Origin of the sequence: Paenarthrobacter sp. PAE-2 (assembly GCF_026013155.1) — a bacterium.
Classification (GTDB): Bacteria; Actinomycetota; Actinomycetes; order Actinomycetales; family Micrococcaceae; genus Arthrobacter; species Arthrobacter ureafaciens.
In genome coordinates, this window is the sequence record NZ_JAPDNV010000017.1 from 26632 (window position 1) to 49585 (window position 22954).

General features: G+C 62.4%; 29 protein-coding genes and 1 riboswitch. Of the genes, 15 read left to right on the plus strand and 14 right to left on the minus strand.

What is annotated here, in order from left to right:
- Positions 1-63: 63 nt before the first annotated feature.
- The 8 genes from OCL88_RS12205 to OCL88_RS12240 form a co-directional block, all read right to left on the minus strand.
- Positions 64-327 carry an SHOCT domain-containing protein gene (locus OCL88_RS12205; protein ID WP_264962693.1) on the minus strand — a complete coding sequence of 88 codons (264 nt, stop codon included), beginning with the start codon at positions 325-327 and terminating at the stop codon, positions 64-66.
- Between the two features lie 68 nt (positions 328-395).
- On the minus strand, positions 396-1250 hold the full coding sequence (locus OCL88_RS12210; protein WP_264962694.1) for a DMT family transporter: 855 nt from the start codon (positions 1248-1250) through the stop codon (positions 396-398).
- A 59-nt stretch (positions 1251-1309) separates the two neighbouring features.
- Positions 1310-1993 carry a TIGR00730 family Rossman fold protein gene (locus OCL88_RS12215; protein ID WP_264962695.1) on the minus strand — a complete coding sequence of 228 codons (684 nt, stop codon included), beginning with the start codon at positions 1991-1993 and terminating at the stop codon, positions 1310-1312.
- On the minus strand, positions 1990-2175 hold the full coding sequence (locus OCL88_RS12220; RefSeq protein WP_264962696.1) for a hypothetical protein: 186 nt from the start codon (positions 2173-2175) through the stop codon (positions 1990-1992). The genes OCL88_RS12215 and OCL88_RS12220 overlap by 4 nt, the downstream gene beginning before the upstream one ends.
- Before the next feature lie 41 nt (positions 2176-2216).
- Positions 2217-2885, minus strand: coding sequence for a methyltransferase family protein (locus OCL88_RS12225; protein ID WP_264962697.1), 669 nt, complete (start codon positions 2883-2885; stop codon positions 2217-2219).
- Positions 2875-3156, minus strand: a complete 282-nt coding sequence (locus tag OCL88_RS12230; RefSeq protein WP_264962698.1) for a DUF2933 domain-containing protein — start codon at positions 3154-3156, stop codon at positions 2875-2877. Before OCL88_RS12230 ends, OCL88_RS12225 begins: the two co-directional genes overlap by 11 nt.
- A gap of 63 nt (positions 3157-3219) precedes the next feature.
- The gene (locus OCL88_RS12235) at positions 3220-3651 is read right to left on the minus strand and encodes a hypothetical protein (protein ID WP_264962699.1); all 432 of its coding nucleotides are present in this window, start codon (positions 3649-3651) and stop codon (positions 3220-3222) included.
- A 46-nt stretch (positions 3652-3697) separates the two neighbouring features.
- On the minus strand, positions 3698-4150 hold the full coding sequence (locus OCL88_RS12240) for a universal stress protein (protein WP_264962700.1): 453 nt from the start codon (positions 4148-4150) through the stop codon (positions 3698-3700).
- Between the two features lie 203 nt (positions 4151-4353).
- Here OCL88_RS12240 and OCL88_RS12245 point away from each other — a divergent pair, with 203 nt between their 5' ends.
- Genes OCL88_RS12245 through OCL88_RS12255 form a run of 3 tightly spaced genes read left to right on the plus strand, consistent with a single transcriptional unit; the run spans position 4354 to position 7200 of the window.
- On the plus strand, positions 4354-4674 hold the full coding sequence (locus OCL88_RS12245; RefSeq protein WP_264962701.1) for a metal-sensitive transcriptional regulator: 321 nt from the start codon (positions 4354-4356) through the stop codon (positions 4672-4674).
- Positions 4675-4693: 19 nt separating this feature from the next.
- Positions 4694-4918, plus strand: coding sequence for a heavy-metal-associated domain-containing protein (locus OCL88_RS12250; protein ID WP_264962702.1), 225 nt, complete (start codon positions 4694-4696; stop codon positions 4916-4918).
- Between the two features lie 2 nt (positions 4919-4920).
- The gene (locus OCL88_RS12255; RefSeq protein ID WP_264962703.1) at positions 4921-7200 is read left to right on the plus strand and encodes a heavy metal translocating P-type ATPase; all 2280 of its coding nucleotides are present in this window, start codon (positions 4921-4923) and stop codon (positions 7198-7200) included.
- A 92-nt stretch (positions 7201-7292) separates the two neighbouring features.
- Here OCL88_RS12255 and OCL88_RS12260 read toward each other — a convergent pair whose 3' ends face one another.
- Positions 7293-8066, minus strand: a complete 774-nt coding sequence (locus tag OCL88_RS12260) for an NlpC/P60 family protein (protein WP_264962704.1) — start codon at positions 8064-8066, stop codon at positions 7293-7295.
- A gap of 3 nt (positions 8067-8069) precedes the next feature.
- A riboswitch (cyclic di-AMP (ydaO/yuaA leader) is annotated at positions 8070-8267 on the minus strand.
- Between the two features lie 242 nt (positions 8268-8509).
- Between OCL88_RS12260 and OCL88_RS12265 the strand changes: the two genes are divergently transcribed.
- From OCL88_RS12265 to OCL88_RS12295, 7 genes are all read left to right on the plus strand, one after another.
- Complete coding sequence (locus OCL88_RS12265; protein WP_264962705.1) at positions 8510-8824, plus strand: heavy-metal-associated domain-containing protein; 315 nt, start codon at positions 8510-8512, stop codon at positions 8822-8824.
- Between the two features lie 232 nt (positions 8825-9056).
- The gene (locus OCL88_RS12270) at positions 9057-9527 is read left to right on the plus strand and encodes a hypothetical protein (protein ID WP_264962706.1); all 471 of its coding nucleotides are present in this window, start codon (positions 9057-9059) and stop codon (positions 9525-9527) included.
- A gap of 130 nt (positions 9528-9657) precedes the next feature.
- Positions 9658-10299 (plus strand): DUF305 domain-containing protein, encoded by a 642-nt coding sequence (locus OCL88_RS12275; protein WP_264962707.1) that lies wholly within the window; start codon positions 9658-9660, stop codon positions 10297-10299.
- Positions 10300-10399: 100 nt separating this feature from the next.
- Entirely contained in the window at positions 10400-11275 is an 876-nt protein-coding gene (locus OCL88_RS12280) for a F510_1955 family glycosylhydrolase (RefSeq protein ID WP_413775462.1), read from the plus strand.
- Between the two features lie 4 nt (positions 11276-11279).
- A complete protein-coding gene (locus OCL88_RS12285) occupies positions 11280-12029 on the plus strand; it encodes a cytochrome c biogenesis CcdA family protein (RefSeq protein ID WP_264962709.1) in 750 nt (249 codons plus the stop codon).
- A gap of 40 nt (positions 12030-12069) precedes the next feature.
- Positions 12070-13620, plus strand: a complete 1551-nt coding sequence (locus OCL88_RS12290) for a multicopper oxidase family protein (protein ID WP_264962710.1) — start codon at positions 12070-12072, stop codon at positions 13618-13620.
- A 154-nt stretch (positions 13621-13774) separates the two neighbouring features.
- Complete coding sequence (locus OCL88_RS12295) at positions 13775-14188, plus strand: four-helix bundle copper-binding protein (protein WP_264962711.1); 414 nt, start codon at positions 13775-13777, stop codon at positions 14186-14188.
- 898 nt (positions 14189-15086) lie between these two features.
- Here OCL88_RS12295 and OCL88_RS12300 read toward each other — a convergent pair.
- Positions 15087-15932, minus strand: coding sequence for a cation diffusion facilitator family transporter (locus OCL88_RS12300; protein WP_264962712.1), 846 nt, complete (start codon positions 15930-15932; stop codon positions 15087-15089).
- Positions 15933-15983: 51 nt separating this feature from the next.
- Between OCL88_RS12300 and OCL88_RS12305 the strand changes: the two genes are divergently transcribed.
- The gene (locus OCL88_RS12305; RefSeq protein WP_264962713.1) at positions 15984-16115 is read left to right on the plus strand and encodes a hypothetical protein; all 132 of its coding nucleotides are present in this window, start codon (positions 15984-15986) and stop codon (positions 16113-16115) included.
- A 38-nt stretch (positions 16116-16153) separates the two neighbouring features.
- Here OCL88_RS12305 and OCL88_RS12310 read toward each other — a convergent pair whose 3' ends face one another.
- On the minus strand, positions 16154-16519 hold the full coding sequence (locus tag OCL88_RS12310) for an ArsR/SmtB family transcription factor (RefSeq protein WP_264962714.1): 366 nt from the start codon (positions 16517-16519) through the stop codon (positions 16154-16156).
- Between the two features lie 748 nt (positions 16520-17267).
- Between OCL88_RS12310 and OCL88_RS12315 the strand changes: the two genes are divergently transcribed.
- Both OCL88_RS12315 and OCL88_RS12320 read left to right on the plus strand, forming a co-directional pair.
- Positions 17268-17843 (plus strand): hypothetical protein, encoded by a 576-nt coding sequence (locus OCL88_RS12315; protein WP_264962715.1) that lies wholly within the window; start codon positions 17268-17270, stop codon positions 17841-17843.
- The gene (locus OCL88_RS12320) at positions 17840-19360 is read left to right on the plus strand and encodes a hypothetical protein (RefSeq protein WP_264962716.1); all 1521 of its coding nucleotides are present in this window, start codon (positions 17840-17842) and stop codon (positions 19358-19360) included. Before OCL88_RS12315 ends, OCL88_RS12320 begins: the two co-directional genes overlap by 4 nt.
- A gap of 121 nt (positions 19361-19481) precedes the next feature.
- Here OCL88_RS12320 and OCL88_RS12325 read toward each other — a convergent pair whose 3' ends face one another.
- Positions 19482-20135 (minus strand): plasmid pRiA4b ORF-3 family protein, encoded by a 654-nt coding sequence (locus OCL88_RS12325; RefSeq protein ID WP_243542981.1) that lies wholly within the window; start codon positions 20133-20135, stop codon positions 19482-19484.
- A gap of 391 nt (positions 20136-20526) precedes the next feature.
- A complete protein-coding gene (locus tag OCL88_RS21275) occupies positions 20527-20658 on the minus strand; it encodes a helix-turn-helix domain-containing protein (RefSeq protein ID WP_316963924.1) in 132 nt (43 codons plus the stop codon).
- Positions 20659-21012: 354 nt separating this feature from the next.
- Between OCL88_RS21275 and OCL88_RS12330 the strand changes: the two genes are divergently transcribed.
- Together OCL88_RS12330 and OCL88_RS12335 are read left to right on the plus strand one after the other, a co-directional pair.
- Positions 21013-21645 carry a hypothetical protein gene (locus OCL88_RS12330; protein ID WP_243542980.1) on the plus strand — a complete coding sequence of 211 codons (633 nt, stop codon included), beginning with the start codon at positions 21013-21015 and terminating at the stop codon, positions 21643-21645.
- 299 nt (positions 21646-21944) lie between these two features.
- Entirely contained in the window at positions 21945-22370 is a 426-nt protein-coding gene (locus OCL88_RS12335; protein WP_243542979.1) for a GNAT family acetyltransferase, read from the plus strand.
- 59 nt (positions 22371-22429) lie between these two features.
- Here the strand turns inward: OCL88_RS12335 and OCL88_RS12340 are convergent, their stop codons facing one another.
- A complete protein-coding gene (locus tag OCL88_RS12340; RefSeq protein WP_243542978.1) occupies positions 22430-22921 on the minus strand; it encodes a hypothetical protein in 492 nt (163 codons plus the stop codon).
- Positions 22922-22954: the final 33 nt, after the last annotated feature.

Below are 22954 nucleotides of genomic sequence, written 5' to 3' on the forward strand. Positions count from 1 at the left end.
CCCGTAACTTATACCCCCTAGGGGTATAGGTCAAGCGTTTGGAGGAAAGTTTCGCACCCTGCTTCATGCCTTGCCGCGGAGCACGTTGAGGCGGGCGGTGTATTCGGTCTCGTCGATCTCGCCACGGGCGAACCTTTCAGCGAGCATGTGCTCGGCGAGCCCTGTACCGGAGGCCCCCGGCGCTCGGCCGTCGTACCGGCGGCTGCCCGCGCCGGTCGAGCGGGCCAGCAGGACGAAGGCGGTGATGACAGCGCCCCAGAACAGGACAAAGCTCAGCACCATCAGGACGTAGCCCCAGCCGCCCATGTTTCCGTCCCAGTACATCATCGCCTTTTCCTTCTTTCTAGTGCACGCACAGCTCTGACTTAACTATCAGCGCGGATGGGCCGGGTGCGTCAGAGTCTTTGGTCCCGGTACGCTTTTCTGCTCCTGGGCTGGTGGTAAATCAGCCACAGTGACACCAGGACCAGGCCTGCCCCGGTGAGAGTCCAGAGTGGCGGCCGTTCCCCGGGCAGCGTCAGCGAGACGGCGGTCCCGATGACGGGGACCAGCATGGTCCAGGCGGTCAGCAGGTCCAGACGTGAGCGGCCTGCTTCCATGAACCAGGCCAGGAAGGCCGCGGCGGTGCCCACGAGCGAGAGGAACAGCAGTGCGGCGAGGAAACGCGGTGTCCACCGGATCACCGGCCCCGGTTCCATGATGGCTGCCATGACCGCCAGGAAGACTCCGCCGATCAGGAAGTGCCAGGCACTGGCGGCGACCAGGTCGGTCCCGGCGAGGCTGCGGGCGGTCAAGGTGCCGGCGGTGACGGCCGCTGCCGCGAGCAGCGACAGCCCTGCCCCTGACCCGCCTCCGCTGCTGAGGCCGACGGTGACCAGTCCGGCGAAACCGATGAAGACGGCCAGCAGGGTCCTGGGCGACACTCTCTCCCCGTACAGCCACCAGGCGGGGAGGATGATCAGCAGCGGCTGGGCGTTTGCCAGAACGGCTGCCGCGCCGATGGTCATCCCTGCGGTGCCGGCGAACATCGCGGCGAAGGCAAGGGTGACATTGGTCAGCGCCATCAGTGCGATCAGCGCCCAGGTGCGGCGCCCCCGGGGCAGGCTCCTGCCCTGGACCTGGCAGACGATCAGCAGCGCAGCGGCGGCGAGCAGCGCCCGCAGAGTGGCGAACCACAGCACGGGGGCATCCTGCAGGCCGATCCTGATAGCCAGGAAGCACAAGCCCCATGCCCCCGTGATCCACAGCATCCGCCGTGTCCGGGGCGCCCCTTTCCTCGCGCCGGGGGTGGGCGAGTCAACGGTTGCCTTCACGGCACACGGCCGTACTGGCGCAGGTGACACTGTTGAATAAGGTCGACGGCTTCATGGATGTCATCGGTGCACATGAGACGCCGGACATCATCGGAGGCGATGAACGACTGGTCCCGGAGTTGTTCGGTGATCCAGGACATGAGCCCGGCCCAGTGGTCCGTTCCGATCAGGATGACGGGGAACTCGTGAATCTTTCCGGTCTGGATAAGCGTCAAGGCCTCAAAGAGCTCATCCAGGGTGCCGAATCCGCCGGGAAGGACAACGAAGGCCGAGGCGTACCGGATGAACATAAGCTTCCGGGCGAAGAAGTACCGGAAGGTCATCGACAGGTTCAGGTAGGGATTCATGGCCTGTTCGTGCGGAAGTTCGATGCCCAGGCCGACGGATGTGCCGCCGTTCTCGGCGGCGCCCCGGTTTGCAGCTTCCATCAGTCCCGGCCCTCCCCCGGTAATCACTGCGAACCCGGCCGCGGCGCAACGCGATCCCAGCGTCCGTGCCGTCTCGTAACGTGGATCGTCCCCGCCGGGGCGGGCCGACCCGAACACGGCGACTGCCTTGCCCAGCCGTGGTGAGAGCAGACCGAACCCGGCACGGATTTCTGCGCTGATTCGTTCAATCCGGGCGGGGTCGTCGGCGGGGTCGGCCATCACCGCGAGCAGGTCTTCATCGGTCATTCTCATCGAGCTGTTGCTCCTTCATGCAAGCGGCGACCGCCGGAAGCGTGGAACTGTACCCGCCGGTCTTGTTGCTCCAGCCCTGACACAAACTCCTGCGCGCTCATGATCGGCAGATCGTTGAAGGCCGCTGCGCGCACAGTGATCAGCAGCTCGGCCTCTTCCTGTACCGCATTCTTTGCGGCCACAATCCGTCCCTTTCCCGTCCAAGCGGGTTACCTGGCAGCCATCATTTCTGCCGCAGGCTCCGCCTGCTGTCTGCCTCACGGCGGCCAAAGCGGGGAACGAAGCCAGGGACCTGCCGGCGGTAGGTGGCATAGGCATCGCCGAACTCGGCTTCCATCGCCCGCTCCTCCCGCCGGGCCAGGCGCAGGTAGACGATGACCAGCACCGGGAACATCAGCAGGGTCAACAGCGTGGGCCATTGCATCAAAAACCCAGCCATGATGATCAGGAACCCGGAGTACTGTGGGTGCCGTACCCTGGCATAGAGCCCCGTGGTGGCCAAACGGTGATCACGCTGGGCTGAGAACAACACCTGCCAGGACAGGTATAAAACGATGAACCCGGCAGCGATCAGCACGTTACTCAGAAGGTGCAACGGACTCAGATGGGGGTCCCCCTTCCAGCCGGTCAGGTCCTGCCACAAATGCCCGGAATTGTGGTCCAGGAGATTCCCGCCCGGCAACCGGTCCCCCAGCCACCCCGAGAGCAGGTAGACCGTCAGCGGAAAGCCGTACATCTCGGTGAACAGCGCAACGATGAACGCCGAAAATCCGCCAAGAGCACGCCAGTCCAATTTTGTCCTGGGCCGTACGAAGCTGAACGCGAAGACAATGAACACTGCCGAGTTAATGATCACCAAGACCCACAGGTCATATCCGTAGTCAGTGGACATGCCCGCCTCCGCCCTGTTCTTCCCGCCGTCCGCTACCGCCGTGGCCCGCGTGGCCGTGTCCCCCGTGCCCGCCATGCCCGCCGTGCATGAACAGGTGCATACCCATCATCAGCACCACCCAGAAGTAGGGCAGGGCGTCCAGGACATGCACCCAATGCGCAGAGATCAGGTAGAACGCGGCTGCGGCGATAGCGATGGTAAGCGCAGCCTGCACCCAGGGCGGGAAGTGCTGGCCGGTGTTAAGAGCCCGCTGGTGGTCGAGTTTGCTCATGTCCCTAGTCTCAGCGGCCTGCCGGAGGCTGAGGTAGGGCCAAACGGCCCAACAGTCGGGACTTTAGTGCCCTGAGTGGTCGCTGTGGTTCACCGTCGGCTCGGGGGCGGGGTTGGTGTCCCCGGCCGTGCCGCTAATGGCGGGGCCGATTACAAAGGCGGACAGACTAAACATGGCCGCGAAGACCACAAACCCCAGGGCGGGGGCGACCCATGTGCCAAACTTCCGGTACAGCCGTACGAGCATGGGGATGGACGCTACGAATCCCAGCGCACCGAACAGGGCGGTCCCTCCGGTACCCGCCACCAGCGCTGTCCCGGTCAGCAGGCCAACATGGTGCAGCACGTGTGGCACCAGACCCATCACCAAGCCCAATACAGCGGTCACCGTGTGCCAGAGCCCCTGGAGCCGTCCCTTGAGGCCCTGGGCCGGCCGCTCCGTCCTGTTCAGCGGACCCCGTCCGCCGTGGATATGGGAAGAGTGGTTCGCGGTCATGACAAAGTCCGCCCGTGAGAGCCGCCGGGGGCGGCGAGGGGATTTCTCATTCGAAGATACCGGCCCGGGTCTTGGTCCGCACGACCAACACCGGACAGGGCGAGTGATGGAGGACCTGCGTCGAAACTGAACCGAGCAACAGCCCGGTGAAGCCGCCAAAACCTCGGGAACCGACCACCAGCAAGTCTGCGTCCTCGGCTGCCCTCAGCAGCACGGTCGCCGCAGGGCCCTGCACAATATCGCCGGTGACCGGCACTGCCCCGCTCTCCACCCCTTTCACGGCCTCGTTCTGAAGCCTGCGGGCCGCCTGCGGAAAGATGTCCGGGTCGTGGACCAGGCCTTCCATTCCCACCGTCACGGGCGGGAACTCCCACGCGGTCACAACCCTAACCTGGCCTCCCCGCAGCCGGGCCTCCGTCACAGCCCACTCCAGCGCCAAACGCGAAACCGCCGAACCGTCAACGCCGGCAACGATCCGGAATCCTTCCGCCCCAACCATCAAGCCTCTCCTTCTCCACGCTCCACCAGTGCCGACAGTGTGTCCCGGGAAAGCCCTCGTCTGCAAGGGCGGAAAGTCCCTTCCCGGCTGTGGCCAGCGCCCGGCGCCAAAATGGCAAACCAGCGATTTATACCCCTGGGGGGTACTTGACGCAGTACCCCCCAGGGGTATAGTTTTAGTTTTGTCGCTGAGAGGAATTTTCGATGACCCAGAACATTGACAGCGCTCCCTCCGCGGATCCGGCGGATTACGGGTACAGCAGCGAAAAAGAGGCTTACCTGCGGCGCCTGAAGCGCATTGAAGGCCAAGTGCGCGGAATTGCCCGGATGGTCGATGAAGACGCCTACTGCATCGACATTCTGACCCAGGTCGCGGCGGTGAACAAGGCGCTGCACGCGGTCAGCCTGGGCCTGCTCGAAGAACATATAGGACATTGCGTGGTGAACGCTGCCGCCGCCTCCGACGAGGCCGGCGAAGTAAAGGTCAAGGAAGCAACAGACGCCATCGGTCGCCTGCTGCGCTGACGACGAAGGAGAGACCGCCATGAGCGTGAAGACAACGATCAACATTTCCGGCATGCACTGCGGCCACTGCGTGGCGTCGGTGACCGAGGAATTGCAGGAGATCGACGGAGTTGCGGGCGCGGATGTGGCGCTGAATAAAGATGGCGTCTCGGTTGCCACCATCACCTCCGCGGCAAAGCTGGACCCCGAACAGATCGGCGCGGCGATAGCCGAAGCAGGCTACGCCGTCGTGGCTGGCGGGTAGGCATGGAGACCGAAATTCTTGCCCCAGGTAGCCGATTCCTCGAGCTCGACATCCGGGGCATGACCTGTGCGTCCTGCGTTTCCCGGGTCGAGCGGAAACTGGGCAAGCTCGAAGGCGTCGACGCCACGGTGAATCTGCCCCTCGAGTCTGCCCGAGTGATCGTCCCGGACACCATCTCCGACCAGCAGATCATCGACACCGTCACTGCCGCCGGATACTCGGCCGCGCTCAAGACCGAACACAGCGCCCCGGAAAACCGGCCGGCCGACATCGAGCCGGCCCAGCAAACCGGGGCCGCCGGGGACGAGTCGGCCGCGGCAAGGGCAGCGGCCGGCAGGAGCCTGCGGCCCCGCCTCTACGTGGCAGCCCTCCTGACCCTCCCGGTCCTGGTGATCTCCATGGTCCCGGCCGCGCAGTTCCCTCACTGGGGCTGGGCAGCCCTGGTCCTCAGCGCGCCGGTGATCAGCTGGGCCGCCTGGCCCTTCCACCGGGCGGCAGCCATCAACGCCCGGCACCTCGCCTCCACCATGGACACCCTGGTATCCATCGGCGTCAGCGCCGCCTTCCTTTTTTCGGCATGGCAGCTTCTGGCCGATCCCTTCATGACCGCACATCCCGGCATGAACATGAGCGTCCACGCACTGTACTTCGAAGTCGCAGCCGTCGTCACAACCTTCCTGCTGCTGGGACGGTATCTGGAAGCCAACGCCAAACAGCGTGCAGGCGACGCCCTGCGCGCGCTGTTGAACCTGGGCGCCAAGGAAGCCACTGTGATCCGGAACGGGGCAGAGTCCCGGGTCCCCGTTGACGGGCTCGTCCCAGGCGACGTGTTCCTCGTCCGACCGGGAGAAAAAATCCCCACCGACGGGTACGTCGTGGAGGGCCGGAGCGCCGTTGATACCTCCCTTATCACCGGTGAAGCCCTGCCTGTCGAGGTCGGCGTGGACGACACGGTGATCGGGGCAACGATCAACACCAACGGTCGGCTGCTGGTCAAAGCCACCCGTGTCGGCAGCGAAACGACTCTTGCCCAGATGGGTCGGCTTGTCAGCCAGGCCCAGAGCGGCAAGGCTGCGATCGCCCGGCTGGCCGACCGGATCAGCGCCGTCTTCGTCCCGGTTGTGCTGGGAATTTCCGCAGCCACCTTCGCCGGATGGTTCTTTGCCACCGGCAATCTGCAGGAGGCCTTCACCGCCGCAGTGGCCGTGCTCGTCATCGCGTGCCCGTGCGCGTTGGGGCTTGCAACACCGACAGCACTGCTGACCGGAACGGGCCGGGGAGCGCAACTGGGCATCCTCATCAAGGGCCCGCAGGTCCTTGAAGACACACGGACCGTGGACACCATCGTGCTGGACAAAACCGGAACGGTCACCAGCGGCAAGCTGTCCGTGTCCGCTGTCCAAAGCCTGAGCGGGACCGGCAGGAACGAGCTGCTCGCCCTGGCCGGGGCAGTGGAAGCAGCAAGCGAACACCCCGTAGCGCACGCCATCGCCCGGGAAGCAAGGACGATAGCGCCGCTGCCAGCGGTAACCGACTTTGTCAGCGCCCCCGGCGGCGGTGTCCGCGGGACCGTTAACGGACACGAAGTCGTCGTCGGACGCTCGGGCTGGCTGCAGGACAACGGCATTAGCGAACCTGCCAGTGGCGGGCAGATGCTGCGGACGCTGGAAGACTCCGGCGCCACGGTGGTCTGGGTCGGCATCGACGCAGAACCGGCAGGACTAATCAGCCTCGCTGACACCGTCAAACCCGGTTCTGCCGCCGCGATCGCCCGGCTGAAGGACCTCGGACTGCGTCCCGTCCTGCTCACAGGCGATAACGCCTCGGCCGCGGGGGCCGTCGCCAAGCAGGTCGGGATCCCGGCCGAGGATGTGCTGGCCGGGATCTTGCCGGAAGGCAAGGTGGCCGCTGTGCGCCAGCTGCAGGGCGCCGGAGCGACAGTGGCCATGGCCGGCGATGGTGTGAATGACGCTGCAGCCCTGGCCCAGGCCGACCTGGGCATCGCCATGGGCAGCGGCACCGACGTGGCTATCGCGGCTGCAGATTTGACAGTCATGGGCAGCGACCTGGGGCAGGTCGCCCAAGCCATCGAGCTGTCCCGCCGCACGCTGGCCACGATCAAGACCAACCTGTTCTGGGCGTTCTTCTACAACGCCGTCGGCATCCCGGTCGCCGCGCTGGGGCTGCTCAACCCGATGATCGCAGGCGCTGCGATGGCCGCCAGCTCAATTCTGGTGGTTACCAATTCGTTGCGGCTGCGCCGCTTCGGGCGCCCGCAATGAGGGAGTAGCCCCCCTTGCGGCAGGGATGCTGAAGGCCGGCGATGCATTGCCCCCAAGGCAGTGCATCGCCGGCCTTCAGTGATCTATGCCCTCTACTTGCCGGCGCGGACGAATGTGACCGCACCCTTGGACGTCATCCAAGTCAGGGGGTGGACGGCGGTTTCGTTCTTGCCGTTCAAGCCGGAGCTGAGGACCTGGCCGTTGCCGACGTAGATCCCGACGTGGCCGGGCTGCATCACCATGTCACCAGGCTGCGGGTCGGTGACGACCGTTCCGTAATTCATGAACTGCATGGGGCCGAGGTCACCGACGGGGATACCCGCAGCGTTCAGGGCGTTCTCCACCAGTCGGGTGCAGTCCTGGATCATGCCGATCTGCGCGTAGGCGGAGGAAAGCATGATGGCATTGATGCCGCCGGCGGCCGGTGCTGCCACGGGGGCGGCAGCCGCAGGAGTAACCGTTACCTGGGCCTTCGCCGGCGCCGCCGCCGGGGTCACGGCAGGTGCAGCGGGCACCTTGGGTGCCTGGGCTGCGACCGGCTTGGGTGCTTCCACGACCGGAGCCGGGGTGGTTTCCACGACGGGACGCTCGAAAGAAATCCGCACTGTGGCGTCCGCGCTCAGCGGCGCCTCAACCTGGCTGGCGACTTCAAGCGTCGAAGCCGGCTCCGCGTCACGCTGGACCGGCGCCTCCGCCGCCTGGGCGGCAATGCCGCTGGTCAGGACAAGCCCGGAAGCTGCGGCAATAACAGCTGCTTGTCGGCCGGCCGCACCGGCATTTCCGGCTACAGACTTGGACAACACCGCAAGGGGACGGGTCTGGACAGGGACCGCGCGATGGCGGCCGTGTGCTTTGCGCACGGGCATGAAAAGGCCTCTCCCACTGCCTGCGAGGTTAGCTGTCGGATTCGGATGGGAGACACCCGGCCGGGACTGGTAGCCAAGGAACCAGGCACGGCTTCACCCCAAGACCTGCCCGAAGCAAGGCCACTGTTGGGTTCCCCGTCTCTGCCGGACGAAAGTTGCGAACGGATCCCGGGCGGCGGCAGAGTTAGGCAAGTCAGCTCGGGAGTGCCGCATTAGGAGAAACCGGCACGGCTCCGACCCTACGTCATAGCAGCAACATTTGTCACATTCCGGTAACGCCGCACGCCGCGCCGCCCCGAAGCCCCTTGCAACCTATACCCCATGGGGGTATACTTTTCGATGTTGTCAGTGAAGTGGTATGTCCCGGCCGGTGCACTGCACCGCCTCTCACAGCCGTTCAACCCCAGCGCCCATAAGTCCTTCGTCAAGGAATGGAAACTGACATGTGTGGAACTGAAATCCGTACCCAGCTGCCGCTTGCCTCATCGGCTACCGGGTGCAGCTGCTGCTCGACCCAAGCCTCCGCTGTCCCCTCCACAGCCGTAACCGGCGCCGTGGAATTCGCGGTGGAGGGTCTGACCTGCGGGCATTGCGTTCAGACCGTCGAGACGGCCGTCTCCTCCCTGGATGGGGTCGAATCGGCCACTGTCGAGCTGGTCCCCGGCGGCCGCTCGCGCCTGCTGGTAGGAGGCAGGGCAGATGCGGCTGACGTGCGCGAGGCCGTCACGGCCGCCGGCTACACATTCGCCGACAACTAGGCATTTCTCCCGGACCTTCCTCCTTCCGGCCCCGGAAGGAGGAGCCGGTCTCGGGCGCGGCACGCCGGACAGGCCCGCCGCCTTAAACACCACCCCGTACCTCAACCGACGTGGGCGCAGTGAAACCGAATGCCGGGCGCGCACGTTGTACCAACACGGCAGGGACTGCCCTGCAGCGCATGCCCGGTAGGCTGGATGTGTCCTGCCCCTGGACTGAGAGGAGGAAGATGCCGTGACCGCAGCATGCCAGCGCCGCTTCACCGCCTTCCTCCTGAGTGCGGGGTTTCTCGTGGCTGCCTTGGCCATCATCGCCGGGATCTTCGGCATGCACGTCATGAACGGCGCCCATCACATGGGTCCCGGCCACAGCATGACGGCAGCCGGGGACGGCGCGGTCGTGCAGCTGCAGACCATGCCGGTCAGCCACTCTCACGAAACGGGGACCGATGCTGCTGCGGAGGCCCCCGCGGTAGTCACCGGTTCATCCTCGTCGGCCTGTGCCCCGGCTGGGTCCTGCCCGGAGATGACGGCCGGTGCGGCTGCCTGCGTCCTGGCTCCGGGAACCACCACTCTCGCCGCCCCGCTTCCGGGAACGGCCCCCTATGAGCTGCCGGATTTCCGTGTCGCCGCCGCAGCGACAAGCACCTATTCCTACTCACCGGACAGCCCCTCCCCCGGTGACCTCAGTATCAGCCGGACGTAAACCTTCCTCAGCGCCGTGCCCTGCACCAGCGCCCGTCCATCGGCAGCGACGAACGGCCCGCCTTTCACCGAGGCTGCCCACCTACCAGGCGTCCCCGCACGCCACTGATACTTTTGAGGACCTGATTTTCATGAACAAGACCCTGACAATTTCTGCTGCCGCCATCGCGGCGGCCATTGCCCTGGCCGGATGCTCCGCCGGGTCCGGAAGCGGAAGCTCCGAGACAAACAGCATGCCCGGAATGAACCACGGCAGCTCCGGGATGATGTCATCCAGCCCCGCCACGGCAACCTCAGCAGCGGCTGCCGAGTTCAACGACGCGGACACCATGTTCGCGCAAATGATGATCCCGCACCACGCCCAGGCTGTGGAAATGAGCGATCTCATGCTCAAGAAGCAGAACATCCCCGCGGCTGTGACCAACCTGGCTACCAAGATCAAGGCAGCCCAGGGCCCGGAAATCGAGAAGATGACCGGATGGCTTCAAAGCTGGGGCAAGCCCACCCAGGCGCCCACCGACATGGCCTCCAGCCACAGCATGGAAGGCATGATGGGCGAGGATGACATGGCCAAACTCGAGGCGGCCCAAGGCACCGAAGCCGCCAAACTGTTCCTGACCCAGATGATCGCCCACCACGAAGGGGCAGTCATGATGGCCAAGACCGAAACCACAGACGGAAAAAACGCCGACGCCGTCCAGCTCAGCAAGGACATCGTCAGCGCCCAGGAAACCGAAATCCAGGAAATGAAAGACCTGCTGGCCACCCTGTAGCCAGCACACCGACGGCGTCGGCCCCTCCCCCAGGGGCCGGCGCCTCCCCTTCATCTTTCCCGGCCAATCTGGCCACCCCTTTTTTGGAGTTCCCGTGCCCCTGACCACAACAACACACCGCCGTTCCCTCGCGGCCCTCGCCGCAACCGCATCCCTGCTGTTGACCCTCTCCGCTTGCTCCCCCGGCACCGCCGGCGCTCCCGGCGCAGCGCCGTCCAAAGCCGCCTCAGCGGTGCCCAGCTCCCACGTCCACGGCCTGAGCGTGAACAGGGAAACCGACCAGGTCCTGCTCGCCACCCATGAAGGACTGTTTGACGTCACCAAGGCACCGGCCACCAAGATCGGTGGCACCAACGACCTGATGGGGTTCACCGCAGCGGCGGACCAGGACGTGTTCTACGCCTCCGGGCATCCCGGTCCCGGTTCCGACCTGCCCAACCCCCTGGGCCTGATCAAAACCGTCGACGGTGGAAAGACCTGGGAGCAGCTCTCCCGCCAGGGCGAATCAGACTTCCACGCCCTGGCCGCCACCAAGTCAGGGATCGTCGCCTTCGACGGAACCCTGCGCACAAGCCCCGACGGAAGAACCTGGTCCGAATCCACCGCCGCCTTCGTTCCCGCCGTGCTGGCCGGCACCCCGGAAAGCGACACCGTTCTGGCCACCACCCGTGACGGGCTCCAGAGATCCACCGATGGCGGAAAGACCTGGACACGGAACACCACGGCACCGGTCATCCAGTTCGCCGCGTTCGCCGGAGGCACGGAAGTCGCCGGCGTCGAACCGAACGGTTCCGTCCACTACTCAGCAGACGCCGGAAGCACATGGACCAAAACAGGCCGGATTGACGGCCAGGTCCAGGCGATCACCGCCGTGGCCGGAGCAGACGGCAAACCATGGATCTGGGCCGCCACGACCGCCGGACTTATCGTCTCCACCGACGGCGGAGCCACGTTCCGCCCCGCTGACGCCGCCTGAGCCAATGGACATCGGTGCGTTCTTCGCCTCCGCCGTCACCTCCGGTGCGCTGCTCATCGCCATCCCATTGGCAATGACAGCAGGGCTTGTATCGTTTCTGTCACCCTGCATCCTGCCCCTGGTCCCCGGCTACCTCGGCTTCGTCTCAGGGCTGACCGACCCCACCCAGCCGAAAAACCGGCGCCGGGTCCTGGCAGGAGTAGGACTCTTCGTGCTCGGATTCGCAGTCGTCTTCACCCTGTACGGGGCCGCTTTCGGGGCGATCGGTTCATGGCTGCTGCGCTGGCAGGACACACTGATGCGCGGCCTGGGGGCAATAGTGATCTTGATGGGCCTGGCTCTTCTGGGATTGGTGCCCTGGCTCCAGCAAACCCGCAAGATCAGCCTCGGCCGACGCACCGGCGTGGCCGGGGCCCCACTGCTCGGGGTGGTGTTCGGACTCGGTTGGACCCCCTGCATGGGACCAACACTTAGTGCCGTCCTGTCGCTCAGTGTCACCACCGGCAGCGCCGGGCGCGGAGCGCTGCTGGCCTTCGCCTACTGCCTGGGACTCGGCATCCCCTTCGTCCTCACCGCCTTGGGACTGGGGTGGGTCAGCAACGCCCTGACCTTCATCCGCAAACACATCCGGGCCGTCAACATCGCCGGAGCCTCAATGCTCATCGTCCTCGGCATCCTCATGGTCACCGGACTCTGGGTCCGCTGGATCTACCAGCTGCAAAACCTCTCCGGGACCTTCCTCACCCCCATCTGACACCGGCGGAACCGCAAACTCCGCCCACCAAGGAGTATCTATGCAACACCACCTGGACCGGCGCCGCTTCCTGGGCCTATCGGTCGCCACCGCCGCGGCCGCGGCACTGGCAGCCTGCACCCCAAACCCGCAATCGACGACCGCCACAGCCAAACGAATCATGCCCACCGACCCGATGGTCGCCGACCATGAAACCGCGCGCCCCTCGTCAGGAAACACCGTCACCCAACACTTGCAGGCAGGTGCCTTCACCGCCGCCGTGGCCGGCAAGAGCATCACCACCTGGGGGTACAACGGGACGTTGGCAGGACCAGCCATCCGCGCCAAGGCCGGGGACCGCCTGAACGTTAATCTCGTCAATGACTTGAAAGACACCACCAGCATCCACTGGCACGGGCTCGCTCTGCGCAACGACCAGGACGGCGTCCCGGGCCTCACCCAAGAACCAGTCAACGCCGGGGCCACGTTCAGCTACGATTTCCGGCTCCCCCACCCCGGCACCTACTGGTACCACTCCCACGTCGAAATGCAACGCGAACGCGCGCTTTATGGGGCACTGGTTGTCGAGGACCCTGCGGAGGAACTCGTCTACGACAGGGACTGGGTCATCCTGCTCGACGACTGGCTCGACGGCATTACCGGCACCCCGGACGAAGTCGTGAAGGAACTCTCCGGCGGGATGTCCATGTCCGGAATGGACCACGGATCCATGATGGGATCCACACCCCCACCCACCGGAGGATCAGCGGGCATGAAACACATGCTCATGGGCTCCCGCAGCGACTTCCTCGGCGGTGACGCCGGCGACGTCAGATACCCGTACCACCTGTTCAACTCCAAAGCACCCGATGAGGCCGAGACCCTGAGCGCCAAGGCAGGGGAAGTGATCCGGCTAAGGATCATCAACGCCGCCGGGGACACCGCCTACCGGGTCGGCGTACCGGGCCAAAAACTCACCCTTACCCACACCGACGGGTTCCCGGTCCAACACCAGGACGTCGACGCCGTGGTTCTCGCCATGGGCGAACGCATCGACGCACTCCTCACAGTCAGGGAAGGCTACACCCCGGTCATGGCACTGGCTGAGGGCAAGACCGGCCAGGCGCTGGGTTTCATCAGCACCGGCACGGGTAAGAAACCACTGCCCGCTGTACTCCCGAACAAACTGGAGGGCACCGTGACTGACGGAGGACAACTGAAAGCCGATCCCAAAGTCACGCTGGCGGACAAGGCCCCCGATCGTACCCACGACGTCCACCTCACCGGCAGCATGATGCACTACGACTGGGGCATCAATGGCAAACGCTTCGACATGACCAACCCCTACGCCTCCACCTTCGATATCAAGGCAGGTGAACGGGTTGAAGTGAAATTCATCAACGACACTGACATGTGGCACCCCATGCACCTGCACGGCCACACCTTTCAGGTAAAAGGTGGCGGGGCGCGCAAGGACACTATCATCGTCCGCCCCAGACAAACCGTCACAGTAATCTTCGACGCGGACAACCCCGGCCAATGGCTTGCCCACTGTCATAACGCCTACCACGCCGAACGGGGCATGATGACAGTCTTCTCCTACACCCAATGACCCCTGTTCCCGAACACCGCTTGACCAAGGACCTACAACATCCGGCTCCACTGACGAAGAGAAAGGACACCAAACAACCCAGTCACTGCAGGGCGATAACCGCAGAGCCCCGCAGCAAACACAACAGCCAGCGCAACAATAACTAAGGAGAGACATGACACACGGCACAACCCACAAGCTCCTGGATGCCTACCCCAAAGACCTGGGCGGCATCGACCAGCACAAGCTCGCCGAATGCATCGCATCCTGTTATGACTGCTCACAAGCTTGTACCGCCTGCGCGGACGCCTGCCTCAGCGAGGACATGATCGCTGAGCTGGCCAAGTGCATTCGCACCGACCTCGACTGCGCCGACATCTGCATAACAACCGGCAATGTCCTCTCGCGTCATACCGGCTACGACGCCAACGTCACCCGCGCCATACTCCAAGCCTGCGCGACCGCATGCAAGACTTGCGCCGAAGAATGCGAACAGCACGCAGGCATGCACGAACACTGCAGGATCTGCGCCGAAGCATGCCGCCGGTGTGAAGCGGCCTGCAACGAACTCCTCGCTTCACTCGGCTAACGGTTTGAAGGGGGCCCAGTTCACAGCGCGGGCTCCCTTCAGCGCCGGCGGCAAACTCAGGTCCTGGAGGACTGGGGCCGGCCGCAAACCGTCCAAGGTGACGTTGACCAGCCTGAGCACCCAGCCAGAGCGGCGGCTACGGCGATCGCAGCCGCCGAAATGGTCTTGTAGTTCTTTTCCAGGACAGTTTGTCCTTCAAAACAACAACAGGCATTGGTCACCCCGGTTAGAAGCCTGGGGATAGCGGCGCCCTGCATCACGACCCGTGAAAGGTCAGCCGATGAGAGCCACAAGCGAAGGTCACCGAAACCCGTGACGACATCCGGCACCCGCAGGCCTGAATGGTGTTCCTTTTGTCGGCGGGGCCCGGTTCGTGGTGTCAAATGCTCGTCCAGAGCAGATGTCTCATGGCAGGTCGGTCAAACCTGTTCCTGCATCATCAAGACAGGGGGATCGCTTGGCGGCCGGGGCTCCGGTGGAACGCAGGCAGGTGCACTGTGGCCCTTTCACCGCAGGAAGTGACAACCAGACAAACCGCTGCATCTTGTTGTAAAGCCCAAAGTCCAGGACTGCCCCGTCCAGCTTGGGCGCCAAGTCATGGCTGACGCTGACGCCAATACCAAGTTCTCCGGCCCCAGCAGCACCATGGGCCACGTCGCCGGGGCCCAGCAGACAGTAAAGGTGCTTACGGGGAAGGGTTCGCGAGAAATACAAACCCTGCTTCCGGCAACCGCCCGGACCCATGTAGCAGTGCAACGTGCCTCCGAAGACACTGATCATTTCTACAGCTGCGTCTGTGAGGAAGAACCGTCCGTAGCCCGGGATACCGGCACTGGTCCAGTCAAATGGAGCGCTGTTAAGTCCTCCGGGAGCTACGGCCTCCCGGGTGGGCCGTCGGTTAGCGGGCAACGACTAGCACCGTTCCGACGTTGCGGATATTGGTCCGCACGGCCTTCTCGACGGAATCCCTGACCTTATTGAACTCGACCACGGTCCACCGCTCGTCGGCAGGGGTAGTGACCTCAACGTGCAGCCGGTGGCCGCTCCACCGGAGCCGGACTGTTGAAGCAGGAGGGGCCACCGGTGCGATGGCCGTTTCGGTGCGTTCAAGCAGGTCTGGATCAACCCCGTCCAGCAGCCTGCGGCCAATGTCCCGGGCGGTACCCCACAGCAAGACGAAGATGGTGATTGAGATCAGGATGCCAATGATCGGGTCAGCCAAGGGGAAACCAAGCCAGACGCCGATCACGCCGGCGACGACCGCCAGGGAGGTGAATCCGTCGGTCCGGGCGTGGACACCATCCGCGACCAGAGCCGCCGAGCCGATCTCCTTACCAACTCGGATCCTGTAGATCGCCACGATCTCGTTACCGGCGAACCCGATCAGACCCGCAGCCAGGACCCAGCCCAAATTGTTCAGCGGCTGAGGCTGGAAGATGCGGATAACAGATTCGACCGCGGCCACAATGGCCGACAGAGCCACCATGGCGACGATGAACAATCCCGCGACGTCTTCGACCCGCCCGAACCCGTAGTTGTACGTCCGGGTCGCGGCGCGCCGGCTCAGGACGAACGCCACCCATAGGGGCACCGCCGTCAGGGCATCAGAAAAGTTGTGGATTGTATCGGCCAGCAGAGCCACCGAACCACTGAAAAGAAACACCACGAGCTGCAACAACGACGTGACAGCCAGTACGCCTAGGGAAATCTTCAGCGCCCGGATGCCCTTAACCGAGGATTCCATCGCCTCATCCACAGAATCGGCAGCATCATGGCTGTGAGGCACAAACAGGCCATGAAGGAACCCTCTCAAGCCCCCCGGATGCTCATGCCCATGTCCATGCTGGTGACCGTGACCATGACCATGACCATGGCCATGTTCGTGCGCATGAACGTCGTGTTCCCGAGCGGGGCTGGACATCGATGACGAGTGAGTATCTGTGTACTCGTTCTCGTCTGTATGCTTCACGCCGCACCACTCTCCGTTTGCCCATGATGGTGGCGAGGCGTGCCCCCGAGAGTATGCTCGGCCTGAAAGATGGCGTCAGCAACAAGCTGCCGGGCGTGCTCATTCTCCAGGCGATAAAACACGCGGGTGCCTTCATGACGCGTAGAAACCATCCGGGCCATCCTCATCTTGGCCAGATGCTGAGACACGGCAGACTGAGGCTTACCCACCGCCTCGGCAAGATCATTAACCGACATCTCGCCATCACGCAAAGCCAGGACTATCCGAACCCGCGTAGCGTCGGCAAGCATCGCGAAGACCTCCACCGCCAACTCCACATACCCGCTGTCCACGTTCAACCCGCAGGCCCTATCTGCATTCATGCGAATATTATTACATACCCAGTTTCTACTTACGCGCCATACCTCCGGCGCTATGTTGAGGCCAAATTGACGACTACAGGAGCATCGCGTTATCCCCTCTCATCCAAGTAGGAATCAGCTAGCAGTAGTGAGAGCACAATTCGAGAGCTCCGACGGTATATCGAAGGCATTCTGTAGCTCGTGACGCTGTGGGTAGGCGCGCGCACGCGTCCATCTGAAGTACACCCCAACCCGACATTAAGGCGCCTGACCAGGAAGGATCCTCGTCTGTCGGCAAAGTCAGGACTTTTCTTATGTGCTGTCGAGATGCAAGGCGTGACATCGCTAGCCCGTATCCCGAGAAATCTCCATCAGGCCCCGATTCTTTGGGCTATTTCGATGATCCCCGGTTCATTGCCCCTCAACTTTCCTCCCCTCCGGACTGTCAGGGTGAAGTCTGAGAGCAGCATGGAGCGGCTGTCAATGAAACGGATTCTCGCCCTAGTCTGACGCCGAAGTTGACGGGTGTTGTGTGTCGGACTCTCCTATTGGCTTACCTGACCGAATATCCATTATCGGCGTCCGGTCTGGGCTGTCATTAGGGGAGAGAAACTCGCATCGGTTCGCAGTTCCGAGAGTTCGCTCATGCTCGACGTGCTACAAGCACGTCGTCATGGATTGTGTCGTTGTTGCCTAAGTGGACCTTCTCCGGGCCGGGCCGGTGTAGAATCGCCGAAGTTTATATAGGCATCAACGATCGGGACGTTAATTGGGGCTAGATGCTGAACCAATCCAGCAAAAGGGCATCGACGGCGTAGCCCTTGCAAAGCGCGGCCTTGAGAGCACCACGTGGATTGAACTGCCATTCAATGCGTACAGGAACGACACTATCTGCCGCGTTCAATTGCTGAACGGGACTAAGTTGTTCGACATGTTCGGCTTCATCTTCGGCGAATCGAACGTCCCCCTGTATGTCGAAGCAAAAAACTATGACGGTAACGCCAGCAAGCTTGACACTTACTATAAAGAATTTCTAGCAAATGCCTACAGCGCGACCGCACTAGCCAAGAAGAACAATGCGGCAGAGCGCCCCGAATTCATGTTTGTTACTACCCACCCTTTCGGTCTGGGAAAATGGGTAGACAACTTCAAGCCATCTCGGATCCGTGAGGCTCTTACGGAATTTGGATCCGTCTTAGGCGATGCGGAAATTGACGATAACGTCCTCAAGGAAACATCAGACCTTGTTCATCTTCTCATACTCAATGAGCGCCAGGAGCGCTTCATGCTTACACCTTCAGAGCTAAATCGCATCGAAGAAGTGCTGGGAAGGAAAGCGCAGTGACTGAACCACGTGATTTTCAGCAAGAAGTGCTTGCAGCTCTTAACGGCAGCTCACCGCACAACATTGTTAGCGGCGTGAAAACAGCAGTCGCTGAGAAGCTTGCCGAGTTGGATGAGCGAGTGGACGTCGTTTTCACGGAGTACTTCAATCATTCCTATATGCCCGACATGTTTCTTACGTGGCAGGAGGCGGGTCGCCGTGTGGAGCGCCCGCTCTTTGTGCGCACGGACGTTGATCCCCTTGGCATTGCTGCCGACATCCATGGACTCATTGCCCAGTCCCCCCTAGTCATTGGCGTTGACGAACGAAGCTCCGGCGCGCCGGCCCGTGAAGCTGTCCGGGAAGAGCAGAAGACGCGCCGTGTCGACTTGTTGATGACTGACACGGGCTCTATTTCCGCGTTATCGCCGACGACCATGTCCCCCAAGACGGGGTATGACTTTTCAAAGCTCATCAGTCAAAACTTTTTACGCGGCGGGCGCGGATACGTTGGCAAAGAAGAAGCCAGCAGCATCTACTCGGCATCCGTTCTGACTGATCACGCAGAATCGTTCGATGCTTTCAACAGCGCAGTTGATCAGTTCTTTATGGAGGACGCCGCCCTGCGGCTCAAACGCTCAACGGGCCTCGTCCGGGACGTGCTGCGAGGGGAGTTTGGGGAGCTCTCGTTAGCAGGGCAGTTTACGCAAGCCGAACTACGAACCGTCTTGCCGCTCTTGCTCGGCAACCCGGAGGCTCGTCGAACTCGACACTTATGGGATGAAATCGGCGAGGTTATGACTCTGTCAGACCTGTTCGAGATAGCAGCTGACTTGGAAGCCTACGACGTTTCGCCCCTCCTCGATGCCAATGTCAATAGATGGAGTGCAAAACGCAGCCAAGTAGTCATGAATATGGTTACTCCGGAGGAGGATGCTCATGCATCTCTCAATGAGGCCGGCACCGCAAGTTCATCCCGTGAGGCTCAGTGGAAGTTGTGGCGCGGCCTCATAGCCCTCGATATCGAGGACTGGCGAATTCTTTTTGCAGATGATGCCCGCAAGTTGAAGGGTCGTTTCTCCGGTGGCGGCACACCGCAGTGGTCAGATCTTGCGGACAAGCTGCCTTCATTTAGAGTCAAAGCAGTCGACCTCCACGGCCTGTCTAGGCGAGTATCGATATCTGCGGAGCAGTCCGGTGATATTTACAGTGATATATCATCAGTTACTGATGCGCTGGAAGAGAGCTTTTATGTGCCCCGGATACAAATCCAAGACAGTATCGCCGGAGTGGACACGACTTCTCTCGTCGAATTCTCCGAAATGCTCGTCACCAGCAGTCCCTCCGACTCATTGGCAAACCATGCCAGGGCCGCGCTAAATCTGTTACTGCACAATAGGCAGATAGACACAAGCAGTCTGGGTAATGCACTCGCTGAGGCGATAAACCGCGAACTAAGCTCATCTTCGACAGGGTTCGACGAGGAACATGTCGAAGATGCGGAAGAAAATTCAGGGCCTCCGATATGGGGATTGTAGGGGCGAAGCCGTGAGGCACTCCCCTAGTTGACGAAAGATCAATTATCGGCGCTCGAAAACGGCCGGGGGAGACGCCGCGGAAGGGGTTGCATTCCGGCGTAACCGCAGCGCTTTTCGCCCGCTAATCACGTGCTTGAACCTGGGCTGCCAGCGCCTGGTTCAAGGCCGGAATGTCCAGGAACTCCGGATCAAAAGGTTCAGCCGAGCCGGTGATCTCCGCCACCCATTCCGAGTGCTCGGCGTGGTCCGGATGAGCCGGGTCTGCCAGTGCCTCCAGGATCTCTGCATACCCTGGGAATCCTCCGGAGTCTTCCAACGGGCCGCGGCGGGCGCCGCCGGCCACTCTGGCCAGCGGGGCGCCTTCCTTCGCAGGATATTGCGCAACGAGCTCAAGCCGGTGCAGCCAGCTGTCGCCAAAGTCGTATTCATAAAAGGCTGCGCCACCGCCCATGTCCAGCAATTGGCCAAGGGACATCTTTTCCTCTGGCCTGTCATCCGGTTCGTTGCACTCCCGCCGTGGAAGCCACTGCAGAGTCTCAGGAATTTCACCGTCCACCGGTCGCAACGGCGCAAAGGGGTCACCGGCTGTAAACCTGTGCAGGTGCATGTCCTCCCACCCAAAGGTAGTTTGCAGGACCCTGTGTGCCTGATCCAGAGTCAAGGAGCCGCTGACCTCCAGCTGGCGCCAGATTTTTGGTTCGATGTCGGCCAGCTCCACGCGAACCCCCAGTATCGACCCCGGCTGCCCGCACATCTCGGTAGAAGCGTTCTCCATGCAGGCCATTCTTACAGCCCGCATTTCGGCCCCAAAGACGCTAGCCTCTCCCCTGCCATCAAACTTCAGCCTTACAAAACGTGGGTTATCTGTATTTCGGAACGACCATAGGCTCCGGCCGCACGCGGAAAGAAACCGGTCTATTTTGACGCTGCGTATCAGGGCGAAGTGGCGGGAACGCCCAGCGCTCAGATGAAGGACCAGCTCAGGCTGTGCACTCCGGTCCGTTGTCGTCCGCGGATTGCTGCCTGACTGGGCCGAGTGCATGTTGCTGGACGCGACGGGTGCCGTCGCCGAATTCTTCCCACGTCCAAGATGAAGTCTTGATGTGCTCGGTTGGATCGTGGCTCCACGTCGAATTCCAGGTGGCTACGTATCCGGCCTCGTCGCCCTACACCGGCGGGACCTCCGGGCACCTGTGACCCTCCTGCCAATGCCTGGCGACAGTACTTTTGGGCAACTGCAATGCCGCCGCCACCTCCCGAATCGTCATGCCCTGCTCGCGTCCATCGTAGACAGCCATGTGAAGCACTTCCGACTCGACGGCTCATACAACGCTGGCCTGAGCCCGAGCTGCCCGAAATGCTTCCGATGAGCTGACGAACGACATAGCTTCCTTCCCTTGTCCCACGGTGGGACAGTACTACTGTCCCAGTGGGACAAGGGAAGCAACCACGCCACTAAGGTCTTGATCCCGCACCCTGCAGCGGTAGGCCGAGAAGGTGAACCGGTTGAACGCTACAGCAACCCTAGTTGTCGCTATAGCCCAGAACCGTTTCGTTTCGGTTCCTTCTGGAGTCGGGACGATACGGGATAGAACTGGGCCCGGTATCCCCCAGGAAACGCCGGTGCGGGCGAGCTGGCCTAATCTGTTTTCATGGCTGAATGGTTCTCTGTCGCAATCGCGGCTCTCTCCCTAGTCGTTGCGGGCTTGGCGTGGATTAGTTCGCGTAAGGCCAATGACATCGCCAGGGGCGCAAACGCGCGCGCCGATCATGCTAACGCCATAGCGGAATCGGCATTGGAAGACGCTAGGCGGGCCCGCCTCGACATCGTGTGGGATGAGGCAATACGCGCCCTAAACGACTTAGTGACATTCGATTTCGCCGGATCGTCCGAGGCTGTGGGGCCGAAGCTTGTGTCGGCCCGTACAAGCTTGCAGATGCTCGCGGACAAGCTAGACGGCGACGCGGTGGGAAAGTGGCTGCAGGCAGACTGGGCTACGGCAAACCTGTTCATGCGGGAGGCACTCGAAAAGAAGGTCGATAAGCGCCGTGCCGACTACGTCGAGGCCGTATTAGAAGCAAACTCCACTGCCGCCGCTTGGTTGGTTGGCATGATCAACAACATCAGGTTTGCCCGGCTTGGCGGTGTTTCCGAGGACGTAATCGAGCGCCTGCAGCGCAACGCCGTTGAACATGCTGAGGACATTAGGAAGCGCAACAACTGGCCTGAGGACTCATGGCTGCCTGAGACTCTGCAACCGTTGCAGGACGACCGAACCCTCTAACCAGTAAACCAGAGGCAAGGTCGCACAACTCCCCCAGGGATCCAGAAGCATCCGTGTATGCGGACCCAGGGGTAGGTCACACCCAACCTGGCATCTTTTGCTTGACGGAATATAAGTTATCGGCGTTCCGGCTTTGCGCAATTGCGCTCTGATGCGCCACTTTTGCATCCGTACGTGGACAAGGACACCTGCACGGCGGCAACGAGCCGTTACACAGTGGGTATTCTTTGGGATGCACTTTCGAATCGCCTTGGGGACCGCTCCTCATTGGTCCCCGCACCCGTCCTAAGGACCCCACAATGCAGACAGTCACTCTTGGGAGCTTCAACAGCAAAGACACCGATTCCGTAGTGGACCTTTGGACCATTTGTGGCCTTGTACGTCCCTGGAACGATCCCCGAAAAGATATAGAGCGGAAACTCCAGGTGCAGCCAGAACTCTTTCTGGTGGCACATGACGGACTGCGGGTGGTCGGCACGGCCATGGCTGGTTATGACGGGCATAGGGGCTGGATCCACTACTTTGCTATCCACCCCGAACAGCAAGGCCGCGGGCTGGGCCGCCGCCTTGTTCAGGATATCGAGCAGCGGCTGGGTGCTTTGGGTTGTCCCAAGATCCATCTGAACGTCCGCAGCAAAAATGAAGCGGCAGCAGATTTTTGGCGTGCCGTCGGATTTGAATCCAGTGACTCCCTGACTTTCGCCAGGCGCCTCATTACCGACTGATCTTTCCGGGACGGCTCCCTCGACTGCGTCTGGTTATGTCCACCCCAAGGGGTTGCGAATCATGAAACAACGGTAAAGAGCCGCGGATGAGTGGTGGCGTAGCGGCATTGTCCAGTCGCTGCGCCGGTCACCGGGACCTCGGCCAACGAGCATGCACGCCCAGGCATCAGGGCGTGCATGCTGTACCTTCTCGTCGCCGGAGACAGTCCCTGTCCGGGTCCGCCTATTCCGGCCGCAGCGGGGGCGCTGGCCTGTGCCGCGGTTCGCGAAGGCAAGGTAGCCGCAGCCAGTATTCCTGCAGCCACCAGCAGCCCGGCCGCGACGGCAAGCACGCTGCCGTATCCGGTGATTAGTTGGGCTTCCTCCGTAAGGGCCGAATGCCGGCTGCTGTTGCTGACCGTCGCAGCGACGCCCGCCAGAACTGCCAGTCCGAGGGCAACACCGATCTGCTGTGCGGAGTTGAGCAGTGCAGAGGTAATTCCGGCCTCGGTGTCCTTCTTGTGATATACGACGGCCTGGGCCCCAGATGCGGGAAAAACGGGGATGCCCAATGGCTTGGGCCATCGGTGGCAGTTGGTCCCAGG